Here is a 23,240-nt window from a genome sequence, read left to right as displayed (position 1 = left end):
CGACCAATATTTCCTGACTTGAAAGCCCGGTGACATCCCATGCCTCAGATTTCCAGTTTGCTGTCCGACCCCCGTAACATCGCCCTGCTGCAGGCGCTGCAGGAAGACCCGCGCCAGCCCGTCACCCGGCTTGCCAGCCGCGTCGGCATGTCGGCGCCGGCGGTGAAGGAACGCCTGAACCGGCTGGAGGAAAGCGGGGTGATCCGCGGCTATCGGCTCGACCTCGACCCCAGGGCGCTGGGCTGGCCGGTCACCGCCTACGTGCGCGTGCGCCCGGTGCCGGGGCAACTGCCGAAAATCGCCGAACTCGCGCAGAAGATCCCGCAGGTGGTCGAGTGCCACCGCGTCACCGGCGAGGACTGCTTCATCATCAAGGTGCACCTGGACGCGCTGGAGCACCTGGACCTGATCCTCGACCGCTTCCTGCGCTACGGCCAGACCACCACCTCGATCGTGCAATCCACCCCGGTGCCGCTGCGCGCGCCGCCGCTGCCGGCCAGCGTGCCATAGCAGATCGCGGGCGAAACCGCGCCTACAAGAGCCCGCCGCTTTCTGGCACCATCGACCGGTTATCCCGCCGCGTGCGCCCCTTTCCAAGATGTAATCCATGAACCCGCAAGCCAATTACGAACAGATCCCGCTGAAGGAATACGCCGAGCGGGCCTACCTCGACTACTCGATGTACGTGGTGCTGGACCGCGCGCTGCCGTTCGTGGGCGACGGCCTGAAACCGGTGCAGCGGCGCATCATCTACGCGATGAGCGAGCTGGGGCTGGCCGCCACCGCGAAGCCGAAGAAGTCGGCGCGCACCATCGGCGACGTGATCGGCAAGTTCCATCCGCACGGCGATTCCTCGTGCTACGAGGCGATGGTGCTGATGGCGCAGCCGTTCTCCTACCGCTACCCGCTGGTCGACGGCCAGGGCAACTTCGGCTCGCCGGACGACCCGAAGAGCTTCGCGGCGATGCGCTACACCGAGAGCAAGCTCAGCCCGATCGCCGAAGCCCTGCTGGGCGAGCTGGGCCAGGGCACGGTGGACTGGGTGCCGAACTTCGACGGCACGCTGGAGGAACCGAGCTGGCTGCCTGCGCGCGTGCCGCACGTGCTGCTGAACGGTTCGATGGGCATCGCCGTGGGCATGGCCACCGACATCCCGCCGCACAACCTGCGCGAACTGGCCAGCGCGTGCATCCGCCTGCTGGACGAGCCGGACGCCACGGTCGCCCAGCTGTGCGAGCACGTGCGCGGGCCGGACTACCCGACCGAGGCGGAGATCATCACCCCGCGCGCCGACCTGCTGATGATGTACCAGACCGGCGGCGGCTCGGTGCGCGCCCGCGCGGTGTACCGGCGCGAGGAAGGCAACATCGTGATCACCGCGCTGCCGCACCAGGTCAGCCCGTCGAAGATCCTCGAACAGATCGCCGCGCAGATGCGCGCGAAGAAGCTGCCGATGATCGAGGACCTGCGCGACGAGTCCGACCACGAGAACCCAACCCGCCTGGTGATCGTGCCGCGCTCGAACCGCGTGGACGCCGACGAGACCATGCAGCACCTGTTCGCCACCACGGACCTGGAAAAGAGCTTCCGCATCAACCTCAACATGATCGGCCTGGACGGCCGGCCGCAGGTGAAGGACCTGAAGAAGATCCTCACCGAATGGCTGGCGTTCCGCACCAACACGGTCACCCGCCGGCTCAACCATCGCCTGGCCAAGGTCGAGCGCCGCCTGCACCTGCTGGAAGGCCTGCGCATCGCCTACCTCAACCTCGATGAAGTGATCCGCATCGTGCGCAGCGAGGACGAGCCCAAGCCGGTGCTGATGGCGCGCTTCAAGCTCAGCGAGGAGCAGACCGACTACATCCTGGAGACCCGCCTGCGCCAGCTGGCCCGCCTCGAGGAGATGAAGATCAACGCCGAGCGCGACCAGCTCGAAGAGGAGCGCGCGCGCATCAACGTACTGCTGAAATCGCCGACCAAGCTGAAAGGCCTGATCAAGGACGAGCTGCGCGCGGATGCCGAGAAATTCGGCGACGCCCGCCGATCGCCGCTGGTCGAGCGCGAGGCCGCCCAGGCGCTGGACGAGAGTGCGCTGGTGGCCAGCGAGCCGGTCACCGTGGTGCTCTCGCAGAAGGGCTGGGCGCGCGCCGCGAAGGGCCACGATGTGGATGCCGAAGGCCTCAACTACCGCGAGGGCGACGGCCCGCTCGCCGCGGTGAAGGCGCGCACCACCCAGCAGGTGGCGTTCATCGACTCCACCGGACGCGCCTACTCCACGCTGGCGCACACCCTGCCCTCGGCGCGCGGCAACGGCGAGCCGCTGACCGGCCGCTTCAGCCCGGCCGCGGGCGCCAGCTTCGACGCGCTGATCGCCGGCGACAACGACACCCGGCTGATCCTCGCCACCGACTTCGGCTACGGCTTCGTCACCCGCTTCGAAGCGCTCACCGGCCGCAACAAGGCCGGCAAGCAGATCATCTCGCTCAGCGACGGCGCGAAGGTGCTGGCGCCGCAGGCCAGCGCCGACCCGGCACGCGACCGCATCGTGGTGGTCACCACCGAGGGCCACCTGCTGATGTTCTCGGTGGCCGAGCTGCCGGAACTGGACAAGGGCAAGGGCAACAAGCTGATCGAGATTCCGAAGAAGCAGCTGGCCGAAGGCGAGCGCGTGGCTGGCGTGGCGGTGGTCAGCGAGGGCAAGGGCGAGGTCACCATGTACGCCGGCGCGCGCAAGCTCACCCTGAAGTGGGCCGACCTGGTCGAATACGGCGGCACCCGCGCCACCCGCGGCGGCCTGCTGCCGCGCGGCCTGCGCCGCGTCGAACGGATCGAGACCAGTGGCTGAGCTGAGCCAACCCGCATTCCATCCGCAGGACGGCTTCGTAGGGCGGGCAATGCCCGCCGGCTCTTCGACAGACATCGCGGCCAACAGCGGCGGGCATTGCCCGCCCTACGGCGAGAGGCAGGAACTTGTCGGCGCGCGACCTTTCCAACAGGGATGTACACGCCGACGCAGCTCGCGCGTTGGATACGTGACAGCCTCGGAGCACGCATGAACATCCCACGTTTTCTTCCCGCCCTGCTGGCCATGCTGCTCGCCGCGCCGGCCGGGGCGCAGAGCGCCGGCAAGCCCCTGAACCTGAAACTGCCGCCCGGCGACCTCCCTGCCGCCAGCAGCACCGCTGCCGCACCGACCCGCGACGCGCCCGGCACGTACTACGGCGACACCAGCGGGCGCATGGGCAACGCCGACGTCGCCAGCAGCGAGCGCCCCGACTGCGACGATTCCACCTACAACCAGCCGCAGATGCACGGCAGCGTCGGCATGGGCGTGGTGGGCGGTAATCACGTGAGCGGCAATTACCAGACCGGCACGGTGAACCTCAGCCAGGCGTTCGGCAGCTGCGACCACCCCACCGGCGGCGTCAGCATCTCGGTTGGCGCCGGCAGCGGCCACTTCCACGACCGCGGCCACTGACCGGGCAAAGCTATAATCGCAGGATCACGCAAGGGACGCATCTCGATGCACGGCGAATACAAGATGCCCGGCGGCAAACTGGTGGTGATCGACCTTGAGCTGCGCGACGGCCGCCTTGCCGAGGTGCAGCTCAGCGGCGATTTCTTCCTCGAACCGGACAGCGCGCTGCAGGCGATCAACGGCGCGTTGACGGGCCAGCCCGGGCATGCCGACGAAGCCGCGCTCGCCGCCGCCGTGCGCGACGCGCTCGCTGCCGACGTCATGATGTACGGTATTTCTCCGGAAGCCATCGCGGTGGCCGTGCGCCGCGCCCTGCACAAGGAACCTGCTGCATGATGCGTACCGACTGGCGCGACCACGACTGGCAGCTGATCCACACCGCACCGCAATCACCCACCCTGCACATGGCGCTGGACGACGTGCTGACCCACGAGGTCGGCGCCGGTCGCCGCGCACCCACCCTGCGCATCTGGGAATGGGCGTCGCCGGCCGTGGTGATCGGCCGTTTCCAGTCGCTGCGCAACGAGGTGGATGGCGAGGCCGCGCGGCGCCACGGCATCGAGGTGGTGCGCCGGGTTTCCGGCGGCGGCGCGATGTTCATCGAGCCCGGCAACACCATCACCTACTCGATCTACGCACCGCAGTCGCTGGTCAAGGGCCTGTCGTTCCAGGAAGCCTATGCCTTCCTCGACGAGTGGGTACTGGAAGCGCTGGCCGAGCTGGGCATCAAGGCGTGGTACCAGCCGCTCAACGACATCACTTCCGAGGGCGGCAAGATCGCCGGCGCCGCGCAGGTGCACCGCGGCGGCGCGGTGCTGCACCACGTCACCATGGCCTACGACATCGACGCGGCGAAGATGCTGCAGGTGCTGCGCATCGGCCGCGAGAAGTTGTCGGACAAGGGCACCCAGAGCGCCGCCAAGCGGGTCGATCCGCTGCGCAGCCAGACCGGCCTGCCGCGCGAGGCGGTGATCGAGCGCATGACCGCCACCTTCCGCCGCCTGCACGGCCTCACCGACGACTACCTGAGCGCCGAGGAACTGGCTCAGGCCGAAGCGCTCGCACAAGGCAAGTTCGGCAGTCCGGCGTGGCTTACCGACGTGGCGTGAGCGAGGGCGACAGCTCCGACGCTTCACTCACAACCGGCTGTACGACCACGACTGCATGCGGCCGTCCTTGTACGGCATCACGCCGTGGAACGGGCGCGGGTCGGCGTCGAACACCAGCGGCAGGAAGTGGCGGTCGCCCTCCCACATCGGCAGTTCCATCAGGCGCGCGCGCGGCACCCACTCCAGCGTGCCCTCGTGGTTGCCCTGGTGCGGTTCGCCGCTGAAGCCGTCGACCAGGAAGATGAAGCCCAGCCAGTCCTCGCCCTGCTTGCCGAAGCCGGGCCAGTTCAAGGTGCCGCGCAGCTGCATCGATTCGCATTCGATGCCGGCTTCCTCGCGGATCTCGCGGCGCATGCAGGCGGCGATGTCCTCGCCCGGCTCCATCTTGCCGCCGAGGCCGTTGTACTTGCCCAGGTGCAGGTCGTCCGGGCGGGCGTTGCGGTGGATCATCAGCACTTCGCTGCGATCCGGCGACAGCACGTAGCCGAGCGTCGCCACTATCGGGGTATAGGGCATGGGCGGGCACCGCGAAAAGGACCCAGTTTAGCGGCAGCGGGCGCGTGGCGCAGGGACGGACTTGCACCGGCACGGCCGGCCGGCGACCATCGACGGATGCGCGCCTCCGTTTTCCCGCCCCGACCATTTCCGATCCGGCCACCGCGGCGCGTGCTGCTGCCCGCGCTGCTGTTCCTGCTGCTTGCCGGCGTGGGCGGTTGCGCCCCGGGCGCACGGGCGCTGGACAGCCGAGAGCTGGCGTTCGAAGGCCAGAATTACCGCGTGGTGCACATCAACCTGAAGCGCGAGCAGCTGAGCCTGCACTGGCGCGAGTCCGCCAGCGGCCAGCCGTTCGGCAGCATCGAGGCGTTGCGCCAGTGGGGCGAAGCCCGTGGCCAGCACCTGCTGTTCGCGGCGAATGCGGGCATCTACGATCACAAGTTCGCGCCGCTGGGCCTGCACGTGGAGAACGGCAAGACGGTGGTGCCGTTGAACCTGGCGCACGGCAACCCGGCTTCGGGCAATTTCTCGCTGCTGCCGAATGGCGTGTTCGCGGTGTACCCGGACGGCCATGCCGCGGTACGCACCAGCGCCGCGTTCAAGGCCGACGGCAAGAGCGCGCAGTGGGCGACCCAGTCCGGGCCGATGCTGCTGATCGACGGCAAGCTCAACGAGCAGTTCGTCGACGACTCCGCCAGCATGAAATGGCGCAGCGGCGTATGCGCACGCACGCCCACCGAGGTGGTGTTCGCGGTGAGCGAGACGCCGGTGAACTTCCACGCGTTCGGACGGCTGTTCCGCGACAAGCTGGGTTGCCGCGACGCCCTCTATCTGGACGGCAGCATCTCGCAGCTGTATGTGGACGGCGAAGGCTATGCCGGCGCGCCGGCGTTCATGGTCAAGCCGTACGCGGGCATCTTCGCGGTGTTCGCCAGACCATGACGGCAACCTCACGGAGGAAATCCCGCTGGCGCCTCCTGCGCGCCCTGTCGCTGGTCCTGCTGGCGCTGCTGGCGGTTGCCTTCATCGTGCTGGGGTGGCTGCTCGCCGGCAGCCGTGCGCAGCTTGACGGCACACGCCAGGCTGCTGGCCTGACGGCGCCGGTCAGCCTCGACCGCGACGCGCTGGGCACGGTCACCCTCGTTGGGAAAAGCCGCACCGACCTCAGCTACGCGCTGGGCTACGTGCATGCGCAGGAGCGCTTCTTCGCGATGGACCTGATGCGTCGCGTGAGCGCCGGCGAATTGTCCGCGCTGGTCGGGCCGGCCGCGCTGGAGACCGATCTGGACCATCGCCGCCACCGCCTGCGCGCCGTGGTCGCGGCCGCCTATGCGCAATTGACGCCCACGAAACAGCACCAGCTGGACCGCTACCGCGACGGCGTCAACGCCGGCCTGGCCGACCTGCGCGTGCGGCCGTGGGAATACCTGTTGCTGGGCAGTCGGCCGCAGCCGTGGCGTTCGGAAGACAGCATGCTGGTGATCGCCGCGATGTACCTGGACTTGAACAGCGGCGGCCGCAACGAACGCGAGCTGCGCATGGCGCAGATGCGCGCGGTGCTGCCCGGCGCACTGGTGGATTTCCTGCTGGCGCCCGACCCCGACTGGGAGGCACCGCTGAGCGGCTGGTTGTCGCGCCCGCCGGTGGTTCCGGACGCTGACGTGTTCGACCTGCGTCGGCTGCCAACCGCTGCGGCCTCGACCAGCCTGGCTGCCGCGCTGGTGCCGGCACTGGATACGCCGCGCCCCGGCAGCAACAACTTCGCCGTGGCCGGCACGCTCACCGGCAACGGCGCAGCGATGTTGGCGAACGACATGCACCTGGGCCTGCGCGTGCCGAACATCTGGTTCCGTACCCGCCTGCGTTATCCCGATCCCACTGCGCCGGGCAGCCAGCGTGACATCAACGGCGTCAGCCTGCCCGGCACGCCGGCGATCATCGTCGGCTCCAACGGCCAGATCGCCTGGGGTTTCACCAACAGCTACGGCGACTGGCAGGACTGGGTACGCGTGTTGCGCGATCCGGCCGATGCTTCCCGCTACAAGGTGGCGAACGGCTGGGCAAGCATCGAAACCCATGAGGAGCACATCCGGGTCAAGGGTCAGCCCGACACCATCCTCAAGGTCGAAGACACCCGCTGGGGCCCGATCATGGGCAGCGACATCGACAGCACGCCGCTGGCGCTGGCCTGGATCGGCGGCCGCGCGCACGGCTACAACCTCGACCTGATGCAGCTGGAACGCGCACCCGACGTGGCCGCGGCAATCGAGCTGGCGCCGCGGCTCGGCATACCGCCGCAGAACCTGCTGGTCGCCGATCGCGCCGGCCACATCGGCTGGACCATCGCCGGCAACAGCATCCCGCTGCGCGCCGGCATCGACCGGCTGCTGCCGTCGGACTGGTCGGCGCCCGGCAGCGGCTGGCAGGGCTGGGCCGCGCCCGCGCAGTACCCGCGCATCGAGAACCCCGCCGATGGCCGCCTGTGGACGGCGAACAACCGCACCGTCGACGGCGACGCGCTGGCTCTGCTCGGCAACGGCGGCCACGACGTCGGCGCCCGCGCCCAGCAGATCCGCGACGACCTGCGTGCCCGCGCCAGCTTCACCCCCGGTGCCCTGCTCGACATCCAGCTGGACGACCGTGCGCTGTTCCTCGCCCGCTGGCAACGCCTGCTGCAGGACACCCTGGCCGACAACCGCGACCCGTCACTGCAGCAGCTGCGCCGGCTCACCGCTGCATGGGGCGGCCGCGCCGCCGTCGACAGCGTCGATTACCGACTGGTGCGCGCCTTCCGCAACCAGGTCGGCGAAGCGGTGCTGGCGCCGCTCGCCGCCCGGGTGCAGCAGCGCTACGCGGATTTCAGCTGGCCCCGCGAGACCAGCGCCGAGGCGGCGGTGTGGGCCCTGGTCCGTCAGCAGCCGATGGCATGGCTCGATCCGAAATATCCGGATTGGCACGCCCTGCTCATCGACGCGGCGAAGCGGGTGGCGGACGAACTCGGTCAGCAATCCGGCGGCCTCGCTGCGCGCAGCTGGGGCGAACACAACCGCGCCGGCATCCGCCACCCGTTGTCCGCCGCGCTGCCATCGTGGCTGGCCCGCTTCATCGACATGCCCGACCAGCCGATGCCAGGCGACAACAATATGCCGCACGTCGCCGCGCCCGGCTTCGGTGCCTCCGAGCACCTGGTCGTGGCTCCCGGCCAGGAGGCCCACGGCATCCTCAACATGCCCGGCGGCCAGAGCGATCACCCGCTGTCGCCGTATTTCGGCGCGGGCCACGCGGACTGGGTCGCCGGTCGACCAACGCCGCTGCTGCCGGGACTGCCGCAGCACACGCTGGTGCTGCAACCGGTCGCACGCTGACGCGCCGACCGGCGTCGACCGAGCGGCCGCCCATGCGGCATTCGACCACACAAATCGCCGCCGGCGCAGCTGATCGAAATCAAAAACACCGCCCTCATGGGCGCGCATGATCCCCTCCGTTCACACGGCGGATTCATCCATGATCAGCTGCGACACCATCATCATCGGGGCCGGCCCGGTCGGTCTGTTTCAGGTTTTCGAGCTGGGTCTGCTGGGGGTAGATGCGCACGTGATCGATGCCGTACCGCATGCCGGCGGCCAGTGCGTCGAGCTGTATCCGGACAAGCCGATCTACGACATCCCGGCGCTGCCGGTGTGCAGCGGGCGCGAGTTGATCGAGCGCCTGCAGCAGCAGATCCGCCCGTTCGCGCCGCAGTTCCACCTGGGCCACACCGTCACCTCGCTGCAGCGCATGGACAACGGCCGCTTTCACCTGCAGACCAGTGGCGGCCTGGCGTTCGACGCCGGCGCGGTGATCATCGCCGGCGGCCTGGGCGCGTTCGCGCCGCGCACGCTGGACGTGCCGGAAGCCGCGCCGCTGGTGGGCCGCACGCTGCACTACAAGGTGACGCAGCCAGCCCTGTTCGACGACCAGGACATCGTGATCGCCGGCGGCGGCGACGCGGCGCTGGATTGGGCGCTGGCTCTGGTCGAGCGGGTACGCAGCCTGGTGCTGGTACATCGCTCGTCCAGCTTTCGCGCGGCACCCGCCAGCGTGGCGCGCATGCAGGCGCTGTGCGACGAGGGCTGCATGCAGTTCAGCGAAGGCGACATCGTCGGGCTGGAGACGGCTGATGGCGCGCTGTCGCAGGTGCGCGTGCGCACACGCAGCGGCATGGTCCAGCGCATCGAGGCGTCGCATCTGCTGGTGTTCTGGGGCCTGCATCCGGCGCTGGGGCCGATCGCCGACTGGGGACTGGCGCTGGAGCGTCAGCAGCTGGTGGTCGATCCATCGACGTTCGAGACCTCCGTGCCCGGCGTGTTCGCGGTGGGTGACATCAACACCTATCCCGGCAAGAAGAAGCTGATCCTGTCGGGTTTCCACGAAACCGCGTTGTGCGCGTTCGCCGCGCATGCGCACCTGCATCCAGGCGACAAGGTGAACCTGCAGTACACGACCACCAGCCCGGCACTGCAGCGGCGCCTGGGCGTGCGCGATGCCAAAGGCGCCGACGTCGTGGCACAACCGTCGCCACGGGTCGAAGCCAGCGCGGCCTGACGCTCCATACCTTTTCGCATTCGCACCACCGGGAGGTCCTCCCATGCACCGCTCCATCGAACCCACCGAACCGCGCTCGCCCGAGCGCCGGCGACTGCTGCGGCAGGCCGGCCAGCTCGCCATCGCCGGCGGCCTGCTGGCCGCGGGCGGCTGGGCGGTGCTCAAGCGCAAGCAGAACCTGTGGCAGGTGCGCCGCGAGCGCACGCTGATGCAGACCTCGGTGGCAGTGACCTGCCTGAGCGACGACGTGCAGGCGGCAGGCGAGGCGATCGAGGCGGCGTTCGCGCGCATGGCCACCACGGCGGCCGAGCTGACCCGCTTCGATCCGGTCAGCCCGCTGTCGCGGCTGAACCGTGATGGCCGGCTGGCGCTGGTGCCGTCGAACCTGCACGTGGTATTGCGCGAGGCACTGGCGCTGTCGGCGCTGACCGGCGGCGCGTTCGACGTCACCGTGCTGCCGGTGCTGCGCTACTTCGAGACGCTGCGCGGCGTCGCCGGTACCGATGCGCGCGAGCAGCGCGTGGCCGAAGACCGCGACGCACTGGTCGGCTATCGCGACCTCGTGCTGGACGCTCGCGGCGTGCGTCTGCTGCGGCCGGGCATGGCGATCACCCTGGACGGCATCGCCAAGGGCCACGTGGTCGACCAGGGCATCGCGGCGCTGCGCGCGGCGGGCATCGAGTACGCCCTGATCGACGCCGGCGGCGACATCCAGGCGATCAGCGGCAACGATCCCGGGCGGCACTGGAACGTGGGCATCGTCGACCCGCGCGACACGGGCCGGGTGGCGGCGGTGGTGCAGCTGCGCAACGCGGCGCTGTCCACTTCCGGCAACTACCGCGTGTTCTTCTCCAGCGACCGGCGCCTGTTCCACATCGTCAATCCACGCACCGGCTGGTCGCCGCAGAGTTATTCCAGCGTGACCGTGGTGGCGCGGCGCTCGGTGCTGGCCGACGGCATGAGCACGGCGGCGTTCTCGCTGGAGCTGCCGCAGCTGTCCGCGCTGATGGCGGCGCGCGACCACCAGTGGCTGGCGTTCTCGCGCAGCGGCGAGCAGCGCTGGCGCTCGCGCGAGCTGCCGCTGGTCGCCGGCACGGCGGAGCTGGTCTGATGCGCGGCACACGTCCACTCTCCCTGATCACCAGGCTGCTGCTCGCGCTGCTGTTGCTGGCGCCCGCCTCCGTGGCGCTGGCCGGCATCGACGCCAAGTATCCGCAGCTGCACCAGGTGTTCCCCGAGGCCGAGCGCTACGGCGACATCGAGGGCACCCCGCCTGCGGCGGCCGTGTACCACGGCGACAAGGTGATCGGCTACGTGTTCGAGACGGTGATGGTGGCGCCGGTGCCGGCCTACTCCGGCGCGCCGATCAACATCCTGGTGTCGATCGGCACCGACGGCACCATCCGCGACGCGCGCGTGCTGGAGCAGCACGAGCCGATCCTGCTTGTCGGCATCCCGGTGCAGAAGCTGTACGACTTCGTGGCCCGCTACATCGGCCACCGTGTGGACGACCAGATCGTGGTCGGCGGCGGCGGCAGCGGCAGCGTGCGCATCGACGCGATCAGCAGCGCCACGGTGACCTCGATGGTGGCCAACGAGACGATCATGAACTCGGCGCTGAAGGTGGCGGCCTCGCGCAAGCTGATCGCCGGCGTGGCCGACACCGGCGCGGCTACCGCGCAGGTACGCGCCGACTACTTCGTGCCGGCTGACTGGCAGACGCTGACCGGCAACGGCGCGATCGGCCACCTGCAGCTGGCGCGCCAGGCGATCACCGACGCCTTCAAGGGCCAGCCGGAAAGCGGCCTGGTCGACGACCCCACCGCGCCGGCGCCCGGCCACGGTGCGGACACCTTCATCGACCTGTACTTCGCCGACGTCACCCCGCCCACGGTGGGCCGCAACCTACTCGGCCCCACCGCCCACGCCGACCTGATGAAGCAGCTCAAGCCCGGCGACTCGGCGATCGCGGTGATGGCCAACGGCATCTACTCGTTCAAGGGCGTGGGCTACGTGCGCGGCGGCATCTTCGACCGCGTACACCTGCTGCAGGACGGCAAACTGGTGCTGTTCAAGGACAGCGACCTGGTGCAGTTGAACGACACCCCGCTGCGCGGCAAGCCGGCCTTCGCCGAGCAGGCGATCTTCATCGTGCGCAACGGCGGCAGCGGTTTCGACGCCACCCGGCCATGGACGCTGCAGCTGCTGGTGAACCGCCAAGTCGGCCCGCTGCAGAGCATCTACCACACCTTCACCCGCGACTACCGCATGCCGGCGGTCTACACCACGCGTCCGGAAGTGGCGGCCGTGGCGGACACCGACGCGCTGCCGGCCGACGCGCCGCTGTGGCAGAAGGTGTGGCACGGGCGCCGGCTGGACATCGCGCTGCTGGTGGCGGGGCTGTCGGTGCTCACGCTGATCCTGATGTTCCAGGACTGGATCGTGACGCGCCCGCACCTGCTCGAACGCCTGCGCGTGGGCTTCCTGATCTACACGCTGGTGTTCATCGGCTGGTACGGGCTGGCGCAGCTGTCGGTGGTGAACATCCTCACCTTCATCCAGGCGATGCTGCACGGCTTCCACTGGTCCACCTTCCTGATGGACCCGCTGGTGTTCATCCTGTGGGTGTTCGTGGCCGCCACCCTGCTGCTGCTCGGGCGCGGCATCTATTGCGGCTGGCTGTGCCCGTTCGGCGCGCTGCAGGTGCTGGTGAACAAGCTGGCGCGCCGGCTGCACGTGCCGCAGTTCGAGGTGCCGCAATACCTGCACGAACGGCTGTGGGCGATCAAGTACATCATCCTGCTGGTGCTGTTCGGGATGTCGCTGCAGTCGCTCAACATGGCCGAGCACTACGCCGAGATCGAGCCGTTCAAGACCGCCATCACCCTGCACTTCGCCCGCTCCTGGAGCTACGTGCTCTACGCGGTGGCGCTGGTGGCGGTGTCGGCGTTCAACAACAAGTTCTACTGCCGCTACGTGTGCCCGCTGGGCGCCGGGCTGGCGGTGTCCGGCCGCTGGCACCTGTTCGAGTGGCTGCTCCGGCGCAAGGAGTGCGGTCGCCCGTGCCAGATCTGCGCCAACGAGTGCGAGGTGAAGGCGATCAACGCGATCGGCCAGATCAACTTCAACGAATGCCACTACTGCCTGGACTGCCAGGTCACCTACGCCAACGACCAGAAATGCCCACCACTGGTGGAGCGCCGCAAGAAGCGTGAACGCGCCGCGCGGCCGCTGCCCACCCCGGTACTGACGATCACCCCGGCGGCGACGCCGGAAACCCACGAGCCGGCGAAGGTCGCCGACTGACCCACCACGATCCGAACGGATGAATGCCATGCACGACGAATCGAGCAACCCGACCGGCCAGTCCGGCCAGACCGCGGAACCGGGCAACCCCGCGCGCCGCAACTTCATGAAGAACAGCGCGCTGGCCGGCCTCGCCGGCGCGGCGGGACTGGCACTGGCGGGCTGCGGCAAGAAGGGTGAGCCCGCCGGCGCGGCCGGCGCCGCCGCCGGCCCGGCCAAGGCGGCCTCGGCCGCCGGCGAACTCTCCGACCACGTGCCGCCCGGCCAGCTCGACGAGTACTACGGCTTCTGGAGCGGCGGCCAGTCCGGCGAGGTGCGCCTGGTCGGCGTGCCCTCCATGCGCGAGCTGATGCGCATCCCGGTGTTCAATCCCGACTTCACCATCGGCTGGGGCGTCACCAACGAGAGCAAGCGCGTGCTCGGGCCGAACTTCCCGCCCGGCGGCGACTGCCACCACCCGCACATGAGCCAGACCGACGGCCACTACGACGGCCGCTACATCTTCATCAACGACAAGGCGCACACCCGCGTCGCGCGCATCCGCTGCGACGTGATGCGCACCGACCGCATCACCGACGTGCCCAACGTGCAGTCGATCCACGGCCTGCGCGTGCAGCGCGCACCGCGCACCGGCTACGTGTTCGCCAACGGCGAGTTCCTGATCCCGGCGCCGAACGACGGCCGCGACCTGGACGACCCGGACAAGTACCAGACCATGTTCAGCGCGCTCGACGGCGACACCATGGAGGTCGCCTGGCAGGTGCTGGTGGACGGCAACCTGGACAATACCGAGGCCGACTACGCCGGCAAGTACGCCATCTCCACCTGCTACAACAGCGAGAAGGGCATGGACCTGCCCAGCACGATGCAGGCCGAGCGCGACTGGGTGGTGGTGTTCAACATCCCACGCATCGAGGAGGCGGTGAAGAAGGGCGAGTTCAAGACCATCGGCAGCTCCAAGGTGCCGGTGCTGGACGGCCGCCACGGCTCCTCGTTCACGCTGTACATCCCGATCCCGAAGAACCCGCACGGCATCAACGCCAGCCCGGACGGCAAGTACGTGGTCGCCAACGGCAAGCTCTCGCCCACCGTCACCGTGATGGAGTGGAGCCGCATCGACGACTGGTTCGACGGCAAGCTGAAGGACCCGCGCGACACTGTGGTGGCCGAGCCGGAGCTGGGCCTGGGCCCGTTGCACACCGCCTACGACGGCCGCGGCAACGGCTACACCACCCTGTTCATCGACAGCCAGATCGCCAAGTGGAACATCGCCGACGCGATCGCCGCCCACGACGGCAAGAAGGTGAACTACCTGCGCCAGAAGATCGATGTGGCCTATCAGCCCGGCCACTGCCACACCTCGATGGGCGAGACGCGCGACGCCGACGGCAAATGGCTGGTGTCGCTCAACAAGTTCTCCAAGGACCGCTTCCTGCCGACCGGCCCGCTGCATCCGGACAACGACCAGCTGATCGACATCTCCGGCGAGACCATGAAGCTGGTCGCCGACGGCCCGGTCTACGCCGAGCCGCACGACGTGATCCTGCTGCACCGCCGGCAGCTGATCGACAAGGTCAAGAAGAGCTGGGACCGCGACGACCCGTTCTTCGCCGAGACGGTGGCCATGGCCAAGAAACACGGTGTCAACGTGCTGTCCGACAGCAAGGTCATCCGCGAAGGCCGCAAGGTGTTCGTGTACATGACCTCGGCCGCGCCGATCTTCGGCATGGGCAGCTTCAAGGTGAAGAAGGGTGACGAGGTAACCGTGGTGGTGACCAACATCGACGCGGTGGAGGACGTGAGCCACGGCTTCTGCATCGTCAACTACGGCATCAACATGGAGATCAGCCCCGGCGCCACCGCCTCGGCCACCTTCACCGCCGACAAGGCGGGGGTGTTCTGGTACTACTGCACGTTCTTCTGCCATGCGATGCACATGGAGATGAGCGGGCGGATGCTGGTGGAGGCCTGAGCCGTGCCGTGCCGTCGCGCAATGCGCGCGACGGTACGGCCGGGTCTTCCATTGCCATGCATATGCTTCGTCGCCTTGCGATCCTGCTGCTGCCGCTGCTGGCGCTGCCGGCACACGCGGGCGAATCGCTGGAACAGGCCGTAGCCGCGGCGCCGCCAGGCGCCACGGTCAGCGTGCCGGCCGGCGTGCATGCCGTGCACCTGCGGCTGGACAAACCCATCACGCTGATCGGCGAGCCCGGCGCGATCCTCGACGGCGGCGGCAGCGGCGACGTCGTGCGCATCCGCGCGTCGAACGTCACCGTGCGCGGCCTGACCGTGCGCCGCAGCGGCACCGACCTCACCGCGATGAACTCCGGCATCTTTGTCGAACGCCAGGCGCACGACATCGTCATCAGCGGCAACCGCATCGAGGACAGCCTGTTCGGCGTCTACCTCGACGGCGCGGCCAACGTGCGCGTCGCACACAACGTGATCCGCGGCATGCGCAACCTGCGCGTGGCCGACCGCGGTGACGGCATCCACCTGTGGAACGACACCGGCTGCACCATCGAGGGCAACGACGTGGCCGGTTCGCGCGACGGCATCTACGTCTACGTCAGCCCGCACAACACGATCGCGCGCAACGTGGTGCACGACGTGCGCTACGGCATCCATTACATGTATTCCCAGGACAATGTGCTGCTGGACAACGTCAGCCGCGGCAACCTGGCCGGCTACGCGCTGATGTCCTCGCACCATCTGAAGGTGATTGGCAACAGTTCGGAGGACGAGAAATCCTACGGCTTCCTGCTCAACTACATCTCGCACAGCGAGATCGCCGGCAACCGCGTGCATCGCGTCAACGGCCAGAGCGACGACGCCGGCGGCACGATCGACGGCACCGAGGGCAAGGGCCTGTTCGTCTACCTGTCGCAGCTCAACGACTTCCACGACAATCTCGTCGCCGATTCGCAGATCGGCATTCACGTGACCGCCGGCTCGGAAAACAACCGCCTGTGGAGCAATCGCTTCGTGGACAACCGCATCCAGGTGAAATATGTGCAGAACCTCGCCCAGGAATGGTCGGCGCACGGCCGCGGCAATTTCTGGAGCGACTACCTCGGCTGGGACCTGGACGCCGACGGCATCGGCGACGTGCCGTTCCGCCCCAACGACGGCGTCGACGTGCTGCTGTGGAAATACCCTTCCGCGCGCAACCTGATGTCCAGCCCCTCGGTGCTGCTGCTGCGCTACGTGCAGCGCGCGTTTCCGGTGTTCACGCCGCCGTCGGTGCAGGACAGCCACCCGCTGATGAAGGCCCCAACTCCCCTCCGGTCCGACCATGAACCACGCGATTGAATTCGAGGCACTGACCAAGCGCTACGGCGCGCTCGCCGCGCTCGACGGCGTCAGCGCCTGCGTGCCACGCGGCCAGGTGATCGGCCTGCTCGGCCACAACGGCGCCGGCAAGTCCACGCTGATCAAGTTGATCCTCGGCCTGATTGCGCCCAGCGGCGGCCGGCTGGAGGTGCTCGGCCAGTCGCCGTGGCGCGCGCATGCGCTGCGCCGGCGCATCGGCTACCTGCCCGAGAGCGCCACCTTCTACGCCAGCCTCAGTGGCCGCGAACTGCTCGACTACCTGGCCCGGCTGAAGCAGGCATCGCGCAGCCAGGTATCGGCGCTGCTGGAACGCGTCGGCCTGACGCACGCCGCCGACCGGCGCATCGGCACCTACTCCAAGGGTATGCGTCAGCGCCTCGGCCTGGCCCAGGCGCTGCTGGGTTCGCCGGAGCTGGTGCTGCTGGACGAACCGACCACCGGGCTCGACCCGCAGGCCTCGCGCGAGCTGTACCGCATCGTCGGCGAGTTGCGCGCGGACGGGCGCAGCGTGCTGCTCTCCTCGCACCTGCTGGCCGAGCTGGAGCCGCATATCGACGGTGCGCTGATCCTGCGCCAGGGCAGGTTGCTTGCGGCCGGCAGCCTGCACACGCTGGGCGAGCAGGCCGCGCTGCCGGCGCAGGTGCTGGTGCGTCCGCGCGAGCAGGCGATGCCCGAACTGATTGCGCGCCTCGAAACGGGCGGCCTGTCCGCGCAACCGCGTCCCGATGGCCGGCTGGAACTGCAGGTGCCGCGCGCCAGCAAACTGCACATGCTGCGCGAATTGCTGGCCGATCCCGCGATCGTCGACCTGGACGTGCGCGAACCCACCCTGGCGCAACTCTACGACTGGCTCGGCGCCGGTCCGCAATCCGGCGCAAAGGTGGCCGCATGAACCCGATCCTCACCGTCGCCGCCAAGGAATTCCGCGACGACTTCCGCAACCGCTGGACGGTCGCATTGACCATCCTGTTCGCGCTGCTGGCGCTGGGCATCGCCTGGTTCGGCAGCGCCGCGGCCGGGCGCGTGGGCTTCACCTCGTTCGACGCCACGCTGGCCAGCCTGACCACGCTGGGCGCGTTCGTGATCCCGCTGATCGGCCTGCTGATTGCCTACGACACCATCGTCGGCGAACGCGACGACGGCACCCTGCTGTTGATGCTCAGCTACCCGCTGGCGCGCGGCCAGCTGGTAGCCGGCAAGTTCCTCGGCCACTGCGGCGCGCTGGCTGCCGCCACGCTGGTCGGCTTCGGCCTGGCGGTGGCGATCATGCAGTGGATGCAGCCGCCCGCGCAGACGCTGCAGGCGTGGCTGCACATCGGCCGCTTCATCCTCAGCGCCTCGCTGCTGGGTGCCTGCTTCGTCGGGCTGGCCTGCCTGATCAGCGTGCAGACCACCGACAAGTCGCGCGCCGCCGGCCTGGCGCTGATCGGCTGGCTGCTCAGCGTGGTGCTGTTCGACCTCGCGCTGCTGGCGCTGCTGGTGGTCAGCGGCGGCAATCCGCTGGAGCGGGCGGTGTATCCGTACCTGCTGCTGCTCAACCCGGTCGACGTGTTCCGGCTGGTCAACCTCACCGCGCTCGGCGACGGCGCCGGCAACGACCTGCTCACCGGCATGACCGCCCACCACAGCTACCCGCCGCTGCTGCTGGGCCTGGTGATGCTGGCCTGGGCGGTGCTGCCGTTCGCGTGGGCGATGCTCGCGTTCCGGCGCAAGGAAGTTTGAGGAGAACCGCATGCACATCCGCCCCACGCTCCGCTCCGTTCGCCCGGCCGTGCTGGTCCTTGCGCTGGCCCTGCTCGCCGGCTGCGGCGGCGGCCACGCGCCCGCGCAGCACGCTGTCGACACCCATCCAGACGATGCCTGCGCCGTGTGCGGCATGTATCTGGACGGCTCGCCGGGCCCGCGCGCGCAAGCCTGGGTGAGCGGCCGCGCGAAGCCGCTGGTGTTCGACTCCACCCGCGACTTCTTCGCCTACGTGCTGCAGCCGGAAAACCAGTCCGCGCTGCAGGAGCTGTACGTGCAGGACAGCGCCCATATCGACTGGCAGCGGCCCAGCCACGCCGCGGTCAGCTTCATCGACGCGCGTCGTGCCTTCTACGTAGCCTGGCAACCGCTGGCCGGTTCGATGGGGCCGACCCTGGCGCCGTTCGCCACCCGCGCAGCGGCGGAAGCCTTCGTGCACGAACACGGCGGGGCCGTGCTCGGTTTCGACGAGATCACGCCTGCGCTGGTGGCCACGCTGAACTACCGTTGTCCCGCCCAGGCTGCCGGCAGTCAAGGCCCGCAGCAATGCCTGGCTCCGCCGGCGTCGTCCCTCGGCCTGCCGGCCCATCCGCAACCAACGTTTCCTCCGGCGCCGCAACCGCAGCCGGCTCACCCACACCCACATCCGTAACAGGAATCCGGAACATGCTCGGACTGAACAGTTTTTCGCACTGGATCGTGCTGCTGGTACTGGTGCTGCTGGTATTCGGTACCGGCAAGCTGCGCAACGTTGGCCGCGACCTCGGCGGTGCCATCGCCGATTTCCGCAAGGGACTCAAGCACGGCCAGCCGGACGAGACCGTGCCGCAGGCGGTGCGGCTGGATGTCGATGCCGAACAACGACACTGATGCACTGATTTACCTGGTGCGGGCACCGCGACGGCGGTCGGCAACTGCCGGCTGAAGCGTCATCGCCCGGTCAGGTCCCGGCCAACAGCCGCTCGCACACCGCCCGATACATCGCCGGTAGCTTCTCCAGCTCCGCTACATCCACGCACTCGTCCACCTTGTGGATGGTCGCGTTGACCGGGCCAAGCTCGACCACCTCGGCGCCCAGCGGCGCGATGAAGCGGCCGTCGGAGGTGCCGCCGCCAGTGCTTTGCTCGGGGTCGATGCCGCACAGGTCGCGGCAGACGGCCACCACGGTTTCGCGCAGCACGCCGCCGGGCGGGGTGAGGAACGGTTCACCGGAGAGATTCCAGTCCAGCGCGAAGTCCAGGCCGTGCCGTTGCAGGATCGCCTCGGTGCGTGCACGCAGGTCGTCGGCGCGGCTGGCCGTGCAGTAGCGGAAGTTGATCAGTGCGGTGAGCTCGCCGGGGATCACGTTGTTCGGGCCGGTGCCGGCGTTGAGGTTGGAAACCTGGAACGAAGTGGGCGGAAAATCGGCGTTGCCGTCGTCCCAGCGCGTGGCGGCCAGTTCGGCCAGCGCGGGGGCGAACGCGTGGATCGGGTTCAGCGCCTTCTCCGGATAGGCCACGTGGCCCTGCACGCCGCGTACGCTGAGCGTGCCGGAAAGCGAGCCACGGCGGCCCACGCGGATCAGGTCGCCGAGCCTTTCCCTTGCCGACGGCTCGCCGACCACGCACCAGTCGATCCGCTCGCCGGTCGTGCGGAAGCGTTCCGCCACCCGGCGCACGCCGTCGAGGTTGGTCGGGCCTTCCTCGTCGCTGGTCAGCAGCAGGCCGACTCGGCCGCGATGGCCGGGGTGCGCCGCCACGAACTGCTCCAGCGCCACCGCCATCGCTGCCACCGAGCCTTTCATGTCGGCGGCGCCGCGGCCGTATAGACGGCCATCGCGGAGAGTCGGTTCGAACGGCGGGCTCTGCCACGCGACTTCCGGCCCGCTCGGCACTACATCGGTATGGCCGAGGAAGATCAGCGTGGGCTCGCCCGTACCGTGCGTGGCCCACAGGTTGTCCACCTCGCCGTAGCGCAGGTACTCGACGGCAAAGCCGGCGCGCGCCAGCCGCCCGCCGATCAGCGGCAGGCAACCGGCATCCTCGGGCGTCAACGAGCGGCGGCGGATCAGGTCACGGGTGAGTTCGAGGACATCGGGCATGGGGTTCATGGAACAGGCGGCAGGCACCGGTGCAGCATAGCAAGCGCACCACGCGGCAGCGCCTTCAGCTGTCGCCTTCCGCGTCGCGCTGGCCCAGGTAGAGCAACGCGGCCAGCAGCACTACCACGAAGCGGAAGGCGCTGGCCAGGCCGTTCCACTGCGTGGACATCCACATGCCGAACCATTCACCGCCGATCGCCATGAATCCGCCCAGCCACAGCAGCACGCCGAGCGTGAGTCCGGCCACCGCCAGCTGCCCGGCCCGCCGGAACGCCGCCGCAGACGCGCGGCGCGCAGCCCACATGCGCCAGGCGCCCATGCCGCACAGCACGGCGGCCAGCGTTTCGGCGGCGATGATCAACACGTACGCGGCATGCTGCAGCAGAGGCGCATGGATCGCGCGGTAGCGGATGCCGGCGTCGGGAAAAACCGAGTCCATCGCCAGCACGTGCTGCACGAAGGCGAGGTTGCTGCCGTAATCGGTAATGTTGCCGAACGCGACCAGCGCCAGCCACAGCGCGATCGTCGCCGCCAGCGCGGCCTTCGAGAGGCGCATCGACAGGTCAGCGCCCGAACAGTTTCTTGAAGCCGTTGTCGGTGAAGCCCACGCTCACCGAGCCGTCCGGCTGCACCACCACCGGGCGGCGGATCAGCGCGGGGCATTCCTTCAGCAGCAACGTCCATTCCGGATCGCTGCCGGGGTTCTTGCGTTGCGGCAGCAGGTTGCGCCAGGTGGTGGAGGACTTGTTGACCAGCTTCTCCCAGCCGCCGAGCTGCGCCGCCCAGTCCTTCAGCGTCGCCGCCGGCACCGGGCTGGCGCGGTAGTCGACGAAGTCGTGCGCCACCTCGAAGCGGGCCAGCCAGTTGCGCGCCTTGCGGCAGGTGTCGCAGGTGGGCAGTCCGTACAGAGTCGTCATCCCGGTTTTTCCTTCCTGTAGGAGCCCGCTCGCGGGCGATGCTCTTGCTCTTGCGAATCCCGAATCCCGCCAAAGTCATCGCCCGCAAGCGGGTTCCTACACGGCGGCACGCAGCAGTTCGTTGATCGAGGTCTTCCCGCGTGTCTTCTCGTCCACCTGTTTGACGATGATGGCGGCGTACAGGCTGTGGCTGCCGTCCTTCGCCGGCAGGCTGCCGGCTACCACCACGCTGCCGGCGGGCACGCGGCCGTAGCTGACCTCGCCGGTAGCGCGGTTGTAGATGCGGGTGGACTGGCCCAGGAACACGCCCATGCCGATCACGCTGCCCTTCTCCACCACCACGCCCTCGACCACTTCCGAGCGCGCGCCGATGAAGCAGCCGTCCTCGATGATGGTGGGGTTGGCCTGCAGCGGCTCCAGCACGCCGCCGATACCGACGCCGCCGGAAAGGTGCACGCCTGCGCCGATCTGCGCGCAGGAGCCGACCGTGGCCCAGGTGTCGACCATGCTGCCGGCGCCGACGAAGGCACCGATGTTGACGTAGCTGGGCATCAGCACCGCGTCCTTCGCGATGTGCGCGCCCCGGCGCACCAGCGCGCCGGGCACCACGCGTGCGCCGAGCTGCTGCAGTTCGCTGTCATTGCCGTGGGCGAAGCGCAGCGGCACCTTGTCGAAGGCCTGCGCCGCGCCACCGTTCACCACGCGGTTGTCGTTGATGCGGAAGTACAGCAGCACCGCCTTCTTGATCCACTGATTCACCGTCCAGCCGCCGTGGCCGTCTGGCTCGGCGACGCGGCGCTCACCGGACTCGAGCAGGTCGAGCACCTGGTCGATGGCCGGTCGCAGGCGCGTCTCGATCTCGGCCTGGGTGAGTGCGTTGCGGCGCTCGAAGGCGTCGTCGATCAGGGTTTCGATGGCTTGCATGGGACTCGTTCGTCTGTGGCAGCCGCCGGATGCGGCGGGAGTATGCGCCGCGGCAATGGCGTCCCGGGCTGGAACCAGCCATCCGCGGCGGCAGGTTCTCCATTCTTCCACAGCCGGCCCGGAAGCTGTGAATCACGTCGCAATCGGCCCGACGCGAGACATGTTTTTCACCACTTCAAGACGACGGCTATGCCCATCATGCGCCGCGGCCCGCCATGCATCCGCCGGGCGGGGCCCCCTCCGCCAACCCGCCCTGGGAAATCACATGCACGAACAGATCAACGAGGGTTCCATGGTTTTCGTCGCCGACGGCAGCGATGGCATCGGTTCCGTCCGCGAAATCCGGCACGGACTGCCCGAACTGCTCGTCTACATCGAGAACGCCGGCGACTTCGTGGTGCCGATGTCGGCGGTCAAGGCGGTCCACTCCGGCAAGGTCGTCCTCGACTTCGACCATCTCGACCTGCGTCTGCGCAACGCCATCCGCCATGCGCGCGACTCGGAGGATCCGACCTACACCTCGCCCTCGTCGGAGGATGAATAGGGAGTGTGCCCCGCCACCGACGGCAGGCGTGGGTTTGCAGATACGATGGGCGTTTCCGTGGAAGGCTTGCCCGCGCAGCATGACCGACAAAGACGTAGACGGGCTCAACCGGCGACTCGATCGCTTCGAGCGAGAGCTGCCGCGGAGTGTCGGGCAAAGCCTGCGCTGGTTGCGCGGACCGTCGGCACGCTGGGTACGCATTCCTGCAGGGTTGCTGTTCATCGTGGGCGGCATCTTCAGCATCCTGCCGGTGCTGGGCTTCTGGATGCTGCCGTTCGGGCTGCTGCTGCTGGCCCAGGACCTGCCATTCCTGCGCCGCCCGATGCGGCGGGCTCTGCTGTGGATGGAACGGTGCTGGGTGCGATGGAAACAGTCCCGCCGCGCGCAGCGGGGCAAGGGCTGAAAAACCGCTGCCCGACCGGCGCGCGCCCCCGATGCAGGCCGGCCGCCGGCTGGTTTTGCGCAGATAATCGGTGACAATGGGAGGAACCGCGCCTGGAAGGCGGTGCGAACCATGACGCAATACGATCCTGAGTCTTTGCTGGCACCGATCGGGGACGAATCTCCCGCAGGTAACGAGCTGGAAGCCGCCCCCGGAGTTTCTTGCACTCGAACGCGCCGCCGCACCGAAGGCCGAACGCGTTTGCCGCGAGACGTGCGCTGTCACCGCGCGCCGGTCATCGAATGATCGCCATACACGAAACCCGCTCTCGCGGCGGCGACCGAT

The 23,240-nt window shown here is 68.8% G+C and carries 23 protein-coding genes; 18 read left to right on the top strand and 5 right to left on the bottom strand.

Translation table 11 applies throughout. The features are described 5' to 3' along the window. The first annotated feature begins 39 nt into the window (after positions 1 to 39). The 5 genes from UUA_RS00780 to UUA_RS00760 all read left to right on the top strand — a co-directional run bounded on the left by UUA_RS00780 (position 40) and on the right by UUA_RS00760 (position 4,587). A complete protein-coding gene (locus UUA_RS00780) occupies positions 40 to 510 on the top strand; it encodes an Lrp/AsnC family transcriptional regulator (protein ID WP_008433425.1) in 471 nt (156 codons plus the stop codon). Positions 511 to 607: 97 nt separating this feature from the next. Next, positions 608 to 2,845: a DNA topoisomerase IV subunit A gene (gene parC, locus UUA_RS00775; protein WP_008433424.1), complete on the top strand. Its 2,238-nt coding sequence runs from the start codon at positions 608 to 610 to the stop codon at positions 2,843 to 2,845. A gap of 207 nt (positions 2,846 to 3,052) precedes the next feature. Beyond that, the gene (locus UUA_RS00770) at positions 3,053 to 3,478 is read left to right on the top strand and encodes a hypothetical protein (RefSeq protein WP_008433422.1); all 426 of its coding nucleotides are present in this window, start codon (positions 3,053 to 3,055) and stop codon (positions 3,476 to 3,478) included. A 45-nt stretch (positions 3,479 to 3,523) separates the two neighbouring features. Further along, positions 3,524 to 3,814, top strand: coding sequence for a lipoate-protein ligase small subunit (gene lplB / locus UUA_RS00765; RefSeq protein ID WP_008433420.1), 291 nt, complete (start codon positions 3,524 to 3,526; stop codon positions 3,812 to 3,814). Further along, positions 3,811 to 4,587 (top strand): lipoate--protein ligase family protein, encoded by a 777-nt coding sequence (locus UUA_RS00760; protein ID WP_008433418.1) that lies wholly within the window; start codon positions 3,811 to 3,813, stop codon positions 4,585 to 4,587. Before lplB ends, UUA_RS00760 begins: the two co-directional genes overlap by 4 nt. A gap of 27 nt (positions 4,588 to 4,614) precedes the next feature. Here UUA_RS00760 and UUA_RS00755 read toward each other — a convergent pair whose 3' ends face one another. Further along, complete coding sequence (locus UUA_RS00755) at positions 4,615 to 5,103, bottom strand: NUDIX hydrolase (protein ID WP_008433416.1); 489 nt, start codon at positions 5,101 to 5,103, stop codon at positions 4,615 to 4,617. 96 nt (positions 5,104 to 5,199) lie between these two features. Between UUA_RS00755 and UUA_RS00750 the strand changes: the two genes are divergently transcribed. The 11 genes from UUA_RS00750 to tatA all read left to right on the top strand — a co-directional run bounded on the left by UUA_RS00750 (position 5,200) and on the right by tatA (position 18,918). Next, positions 5,200 to 6,024, top strand: a complete 825-nt coding sequence (locus tag UUA_RS00750) for a phosphodiester glycosidase family protein (RefSeq protein ID WP_425476870.1) — start codon at positions 5,200 to 5,202, stop codon at positions 6,022 to 6,024. Then, positions 6,021 to 8,447, top strand: coding sequence for a penicillin acylase family protein (locus tag UUA_RS00745; RefSeq protein WP_008433413.1), 2,427 nt, complete (start codon positions 6,021 to 6,023; stop codon positions 8,445 to 8,447). Before UUA_RS00750 ends, UUA_RS00745 begins: the two co-directional genes overlap by 4 nt. Positions 8,448 to 8,586: 139 nt before the next feature. Then, positions 8,587 to 9,666: an NAD(P)/FAD-dependent oxidoreductase gene (locus UUA_RS00740; RefSeq protein WP_008433412.1), complete on the top strand. Its 1,080-nt coding sequence runs from the start codon at positions 8,587 to 8,589 to the stop codon at positions 9,664 to 9,666. A gap of 43 nt (positions 9,667 to 9,709) precedes the next feature. Next, on the top strand, positions 9,710 to 10,777 hold the full coding sequence (locus tag UUA_RS00735; protein WP_008433410.1) for an FAD:protein FMN transferase: 1,068 nt from the start codon (positions 9,710 to 9,712) through the stop codon (positions 10,775 to 10,777). Beyond that, positions 10,777 to 12,972, top strand: coding sequence for a NosR/NirI family protein (locus UUA_RS00730; RefSeq protein WP_008433409.1), 2,196 nt, complete (start codon positions 10,777 to 10,779; stop codon positions 12,970 to 12,972). The genes UUA_RS00735 and UUA_RS00730 overlap by 1 nt, the downstream gene beginning before the upstream one ends. Positions 12,973 to 13,000: 28 nt before the next feature. Beyond that, a complete protein-coding gene (gene nosZ / locus UUA_RS00725) occupies positions 13,001 to 14,944 on the top strand; it encodes a TAT-dependent nitrous-oxide reductase (RefSeq protein WP_039953375.1) in 1,944 nt (647 codons plus the stop codon). A gap of 62 nt (positions 14,945 to 15,006) precedes the next feature. Further along, positions 15,007 to 16,284, top strand: a complete 1,278-nt coding sequence (locus tag UUA_RS00720) for a nitrous oxide reductase family maturation protein NosD (RefSeq protein ID WP_008433405.1) — start codon at positions 15,007 to 15,009, stop codon at positions 16,282 to 16,284. Next, entirely contained in the window at positions 16,268 to 17,197 is a 930-nt protein-coding gene (locus UUA_RS00715) for an ABC transporter ATP-binding protein (RefSeq protein ID WP_008433403.1), read from the top strand. The genes UUA_RS00720 and UUA_RS00715 overlap by 17 nt, the downstream gene beginning before the upstream one ends. Next, positions 17,194 to 18,027 (top strand): ABC transporter permease, encoded by an 834-nt coding sequence (locus UUA_RS00710; RefSeq protein ID WP_008433401.1) that lies wholly within the window; start codon positions 17,194 to 17,196, stop codon positions 18,025 to 18,027. Before UUA_RS00715 ends, UUA_RS00710 begins: the two co-directional genes overlap by 4 nt. Before the next feature lie 10 nt (positions 18,028 to 18,037). Beyond that, positions 18,038 to 18,700 (top strand): nitrous oxide reductase accessory protein NosL, encoded by a 663-nt coding sequence (locus UUA_RS00705; protein ID WP_008433399.1) that lies wholly within the window; start codon positions 18,038 to 18,040, stop codon positions 18,698 to 18,700. A gap of 14 nt (positions 18,701 to 18,714) precedes the next feature. Further along, positions 18,715 to 18,918 carry a twin-arginine translocase TatA/TatE family subunit gene (gene tatA, locus UUA_RS00700; RefSeq protein ID WP_008433397.1) on the top strand — a complete coding sequence of 68 codons (204 nt, stop codon included), beginning with the start codon at positions 18,715 to 18,717 and terminating at the stop codon, positions 18,916 to 18,918. Between the two features lie 70 nt (positions 18,919 to 18,988). Here tatA and dapE read toward each other — a convergent pair whose 3' ends face one another. The 4 genes from dapE to dapD all read right to left on the bottom strand — a co-directional run bounded on the left by dapE (position 18,989) and on the right by dapD (position 22,080). Continuing rightward, positions 18,989 to 20,128 carry a succinyl-diaminopimelate desuccinylase gene (gene dapE / locus UUA_RS00695; RefSeq protein WP_008433395.1) on the bottom strand — a complete coding sequence of 380 codons (1,140 nt, stop codon included), beginning with the start codon at positions 20,126 to 20,128 and terminating at the stop codon, positions 18,989 to 18,991. A 64-nt stretch (positions 20,129 to 20,192) separates the two neighbouring features. Continuing rightward, on the bottom strand, positions 20,193 to 20,684 hold the full coding sequence (locus UUA_RS00690) for a DUF2165 family protein (RefSeq protein ID WP_008433393.1): 492 nt from the start codon (positions 20,682 to 20,684) through the stop codon (positions 20,193 to 20,195). A 7-nt stretch (positions 20,685 to 20,691) separates the two neighbouring features. Next, positions 20,692 to 21,045, bottom strand: a complete 354-nt coding sequence (locus UUA_RS00685; protein ID WP_008433392.1) for a Spx/MgsR family RNA polymerase-binding regulatory protein — start codon at positions 21,043 to 21,045, stop codon at positions 20,692 to 20,694. 96 nt (positions 21,046 to 21,141) lie between these two features. Next, positions 21,142 to 22,080: a 2,3,4,5-tetrahydropyridine-2,6-dicarboxylate N-succinyltransferase gene (gene dapD, locus UUA_RS00680; RefSeq protein WP_425476869.1), complete on the bottom strand. Its 939-nt coding sequence runs from the start codon at positions 22,078 to 22,080 to the stop codon at positions 21,142 to 21,144. Between the two features lie 154 nt (positions 22,081 to 22,234). Between dapD and UUA_RS00675 the strand changes: the two genes are divergently transcribed. Both UUA_RS00675 and UUA_RS00670 read left to right on the top strand, forming a co-directional pair. Then, on the top strand, positions 22,235 to 22,513 hold the full coding sequence (locus tag UUA_RS00675) for a hypothetical protein (protein ID WP_008433387.1): 279 nt from the start codon (positions 22,235 to 22,237) through the stop codon (positions 22,511 to 22,513). Positions 22,514 to 22,592: 79 nt separating this feature from the next. Next, positions 22,593 to 22,916, top strand: a complete 324-nt coding sequence (locus UUA_RS00670; protein ID WP_039953322.1) for a hypothetical protein — start codon at positions 22,593 to 22,595, stop codon at positions 22,914 to 22,916. Positions 22,917 to 23,240: the final 324 nt, after the last annotated feature.

Source organism: Rhodanobacter thiooxydans LCS2 (assembly GCF_000264375.1).
GTDB classification, from domain to species: Bacteria; Pseudomonadota; Gammaproteobacteria; order Xanthomonadales; family Rhodanobacteraceae; genus Rhodanobacter; species Rhodanobacter thiooxydans.
Note: the sequence above shows the minus strand (reverse complement) of the source record. Positions and strands in the feature narration are given on the sequence as shown.

What these genes read in the sequence shown, in the direction of transcription:
- UUA_RS00755 (WP_008433416.1), bottom strand. Translation starts at nt 5,103, where the DNA reads ATGCCCTATACCCCGATAGTGGCGACGCTCGGCTACGTGCTGTCGCCG.
- parC (WP_008433424.1), top strand. Translation starts at nt 608, where the DNA reads ATGAACCCGCAAGCCAATTACGAACAGATCCCGCTGAAGGAATACGCC.
- UUA_RS00670 (WP_039953322.1), top strand. Translation starts at nt 22,593, where the DNA reads ATGACCGACAAAGACGTAGACGGGCTCAACCGGCGACTCGATCGCTTC.
- UUA_RS00710 (WP_008433401.1), top strand. Translation starts at nt 17,194, where the DNA reads ATGAACCCGATCCTCACCGTCGCCGCCAAGGAATTCCGCGACGACTTC.
- UUA_RS00770 (WP_008433422.1), top strand. Translation starts at nt 3,053, where the DNA reads ATGAACATCCCACGTTTTCTTCCCGCCCTGCTGGCCATGCTGCTCGCC.
- UUA_RS00685 (WP_008433392.1), bottom strand. Translation starts at nt 21,045, where the DNA reads ATGACGACTCTGTACGGACTGCCCACCTGCGACACCTGCCGCAAGGCG.
- UUA_RS00735 (WP_008433410.1), top strand. Translation starts at nt 9,710, where the DNA reads ATGCACCGCTCCATCGAACCCACCGAACCGCGCTCGCCCGAGCGCCGG.
- UUA_RS00715 (WP_008433403.1), top strand. Translation starts at nt 16,268, where the DNA reads ATGAACCACGCGATTGAATTCGAGGCACTGACCAAGCGCTACGGCGCG.
- UUA_RS00675 (WP_008433387.1), top strand. Translation starts at nt 22,235, where the DNA reads ATGCACGAACAGATCAACGAGGGTTCCATGGTTTTCGTCGCCGACGGC.
- UUA_RS00740 (WP_008433412.1), top strand. Translation starts at nt 8,587, where the DNA reads ATGATCAGCTGCGACACCATCATCATCGGGGCCGGCCCGGTCGGTCTG.
- UUA_RS00705 (WP_008433399.1), top strand. Translation starts at nt 18,038, where the DNA reads ATGCACATCCGCCCCACGCTCCGCTCCGTTCGCCCGGCCGTGCTGGTC.
- dapE (WP_008433395.1), bottom strand. Translation starts at nt 20,128, where the DNA reads ATGCCCGATGTCCTCGAACTCACCCGTGACCTGATCCGCCGCCGCTCG.
- UUA_RS00745 (WP_008433413.1), top strand. Translation starts at nt 6,021, where the DNA reads ATGACGGCAACCTCACGGAGGAAATCCCGCTGGCGCCTCCTGCGCGCC.
- UUA_RS00730 (WP_008433409.1), top strand. Translation starts at nt 10,777, where the DNA reads ATGCGCGGCACACGTCCACTCTCCCTGATCACCAGGCTGCTGCTCGCG.
- UUA_RS00760 (WP_008433418.1), top strand. Translation starts at nt 3,811, where the DNA reads ATGATGCGTACCGACTGGCGCGACCACGACTGGCAGCTGATCCACACC.
- UUA_RS00690 (WP_008433393.1), bottom strand. Translation starts at nt 20,684, where the DNA reads ATGCGCCTCTCGAAGGCCGCGCTGGCGGCGACGATCGCGCTGTGGCTG.
- UUA_RS00720 (WP_008433405.1), top strand. Translation starts at nt 15,007, where the DNA reads ATGCTTCGTCGCCTTGCGATCCTGCTGCTGCCGCTGCTGGCGCTGCCG.
- lplB (WP_008433420.1), top strand. Translation starts at nt 3,524, where the DNA reads ATGCACGGCGAATACAAGATGCCCGGCGGCAAACTGGTGGTGATCGAC.
- UUA_RS00780 (WP_008433425.1), top strand. Translation starts at nt 40, where the DNA reads ATGCCTCAGATTTCCAGTTTGCTGTCCGACCCCCGTAACATCGCCCTG.
- nosZ (WP_039953375.1), top strand. Translation starts at nt 13,001, where the DNA reads ATGCACGACGAATCGAGCAACCCGACCGGCCAGTCCGGCCAGACCGCG.
- UUA_RS00750 (WP_425476870.1), top strand. Translation starts at nt 5,200, where the DNA reads ATGCGCGCCTCCGTTTTCCCGCCCCGACCATTTCCGATCCGGCCACCG.
- tatA (WP_008433397.1), top strand. Translation starts at nt 18,715, where the DNA reads ATGCTCGGACTGAACAGTTTTTCGCACTGGATCGTGCTGCTGGTACTG.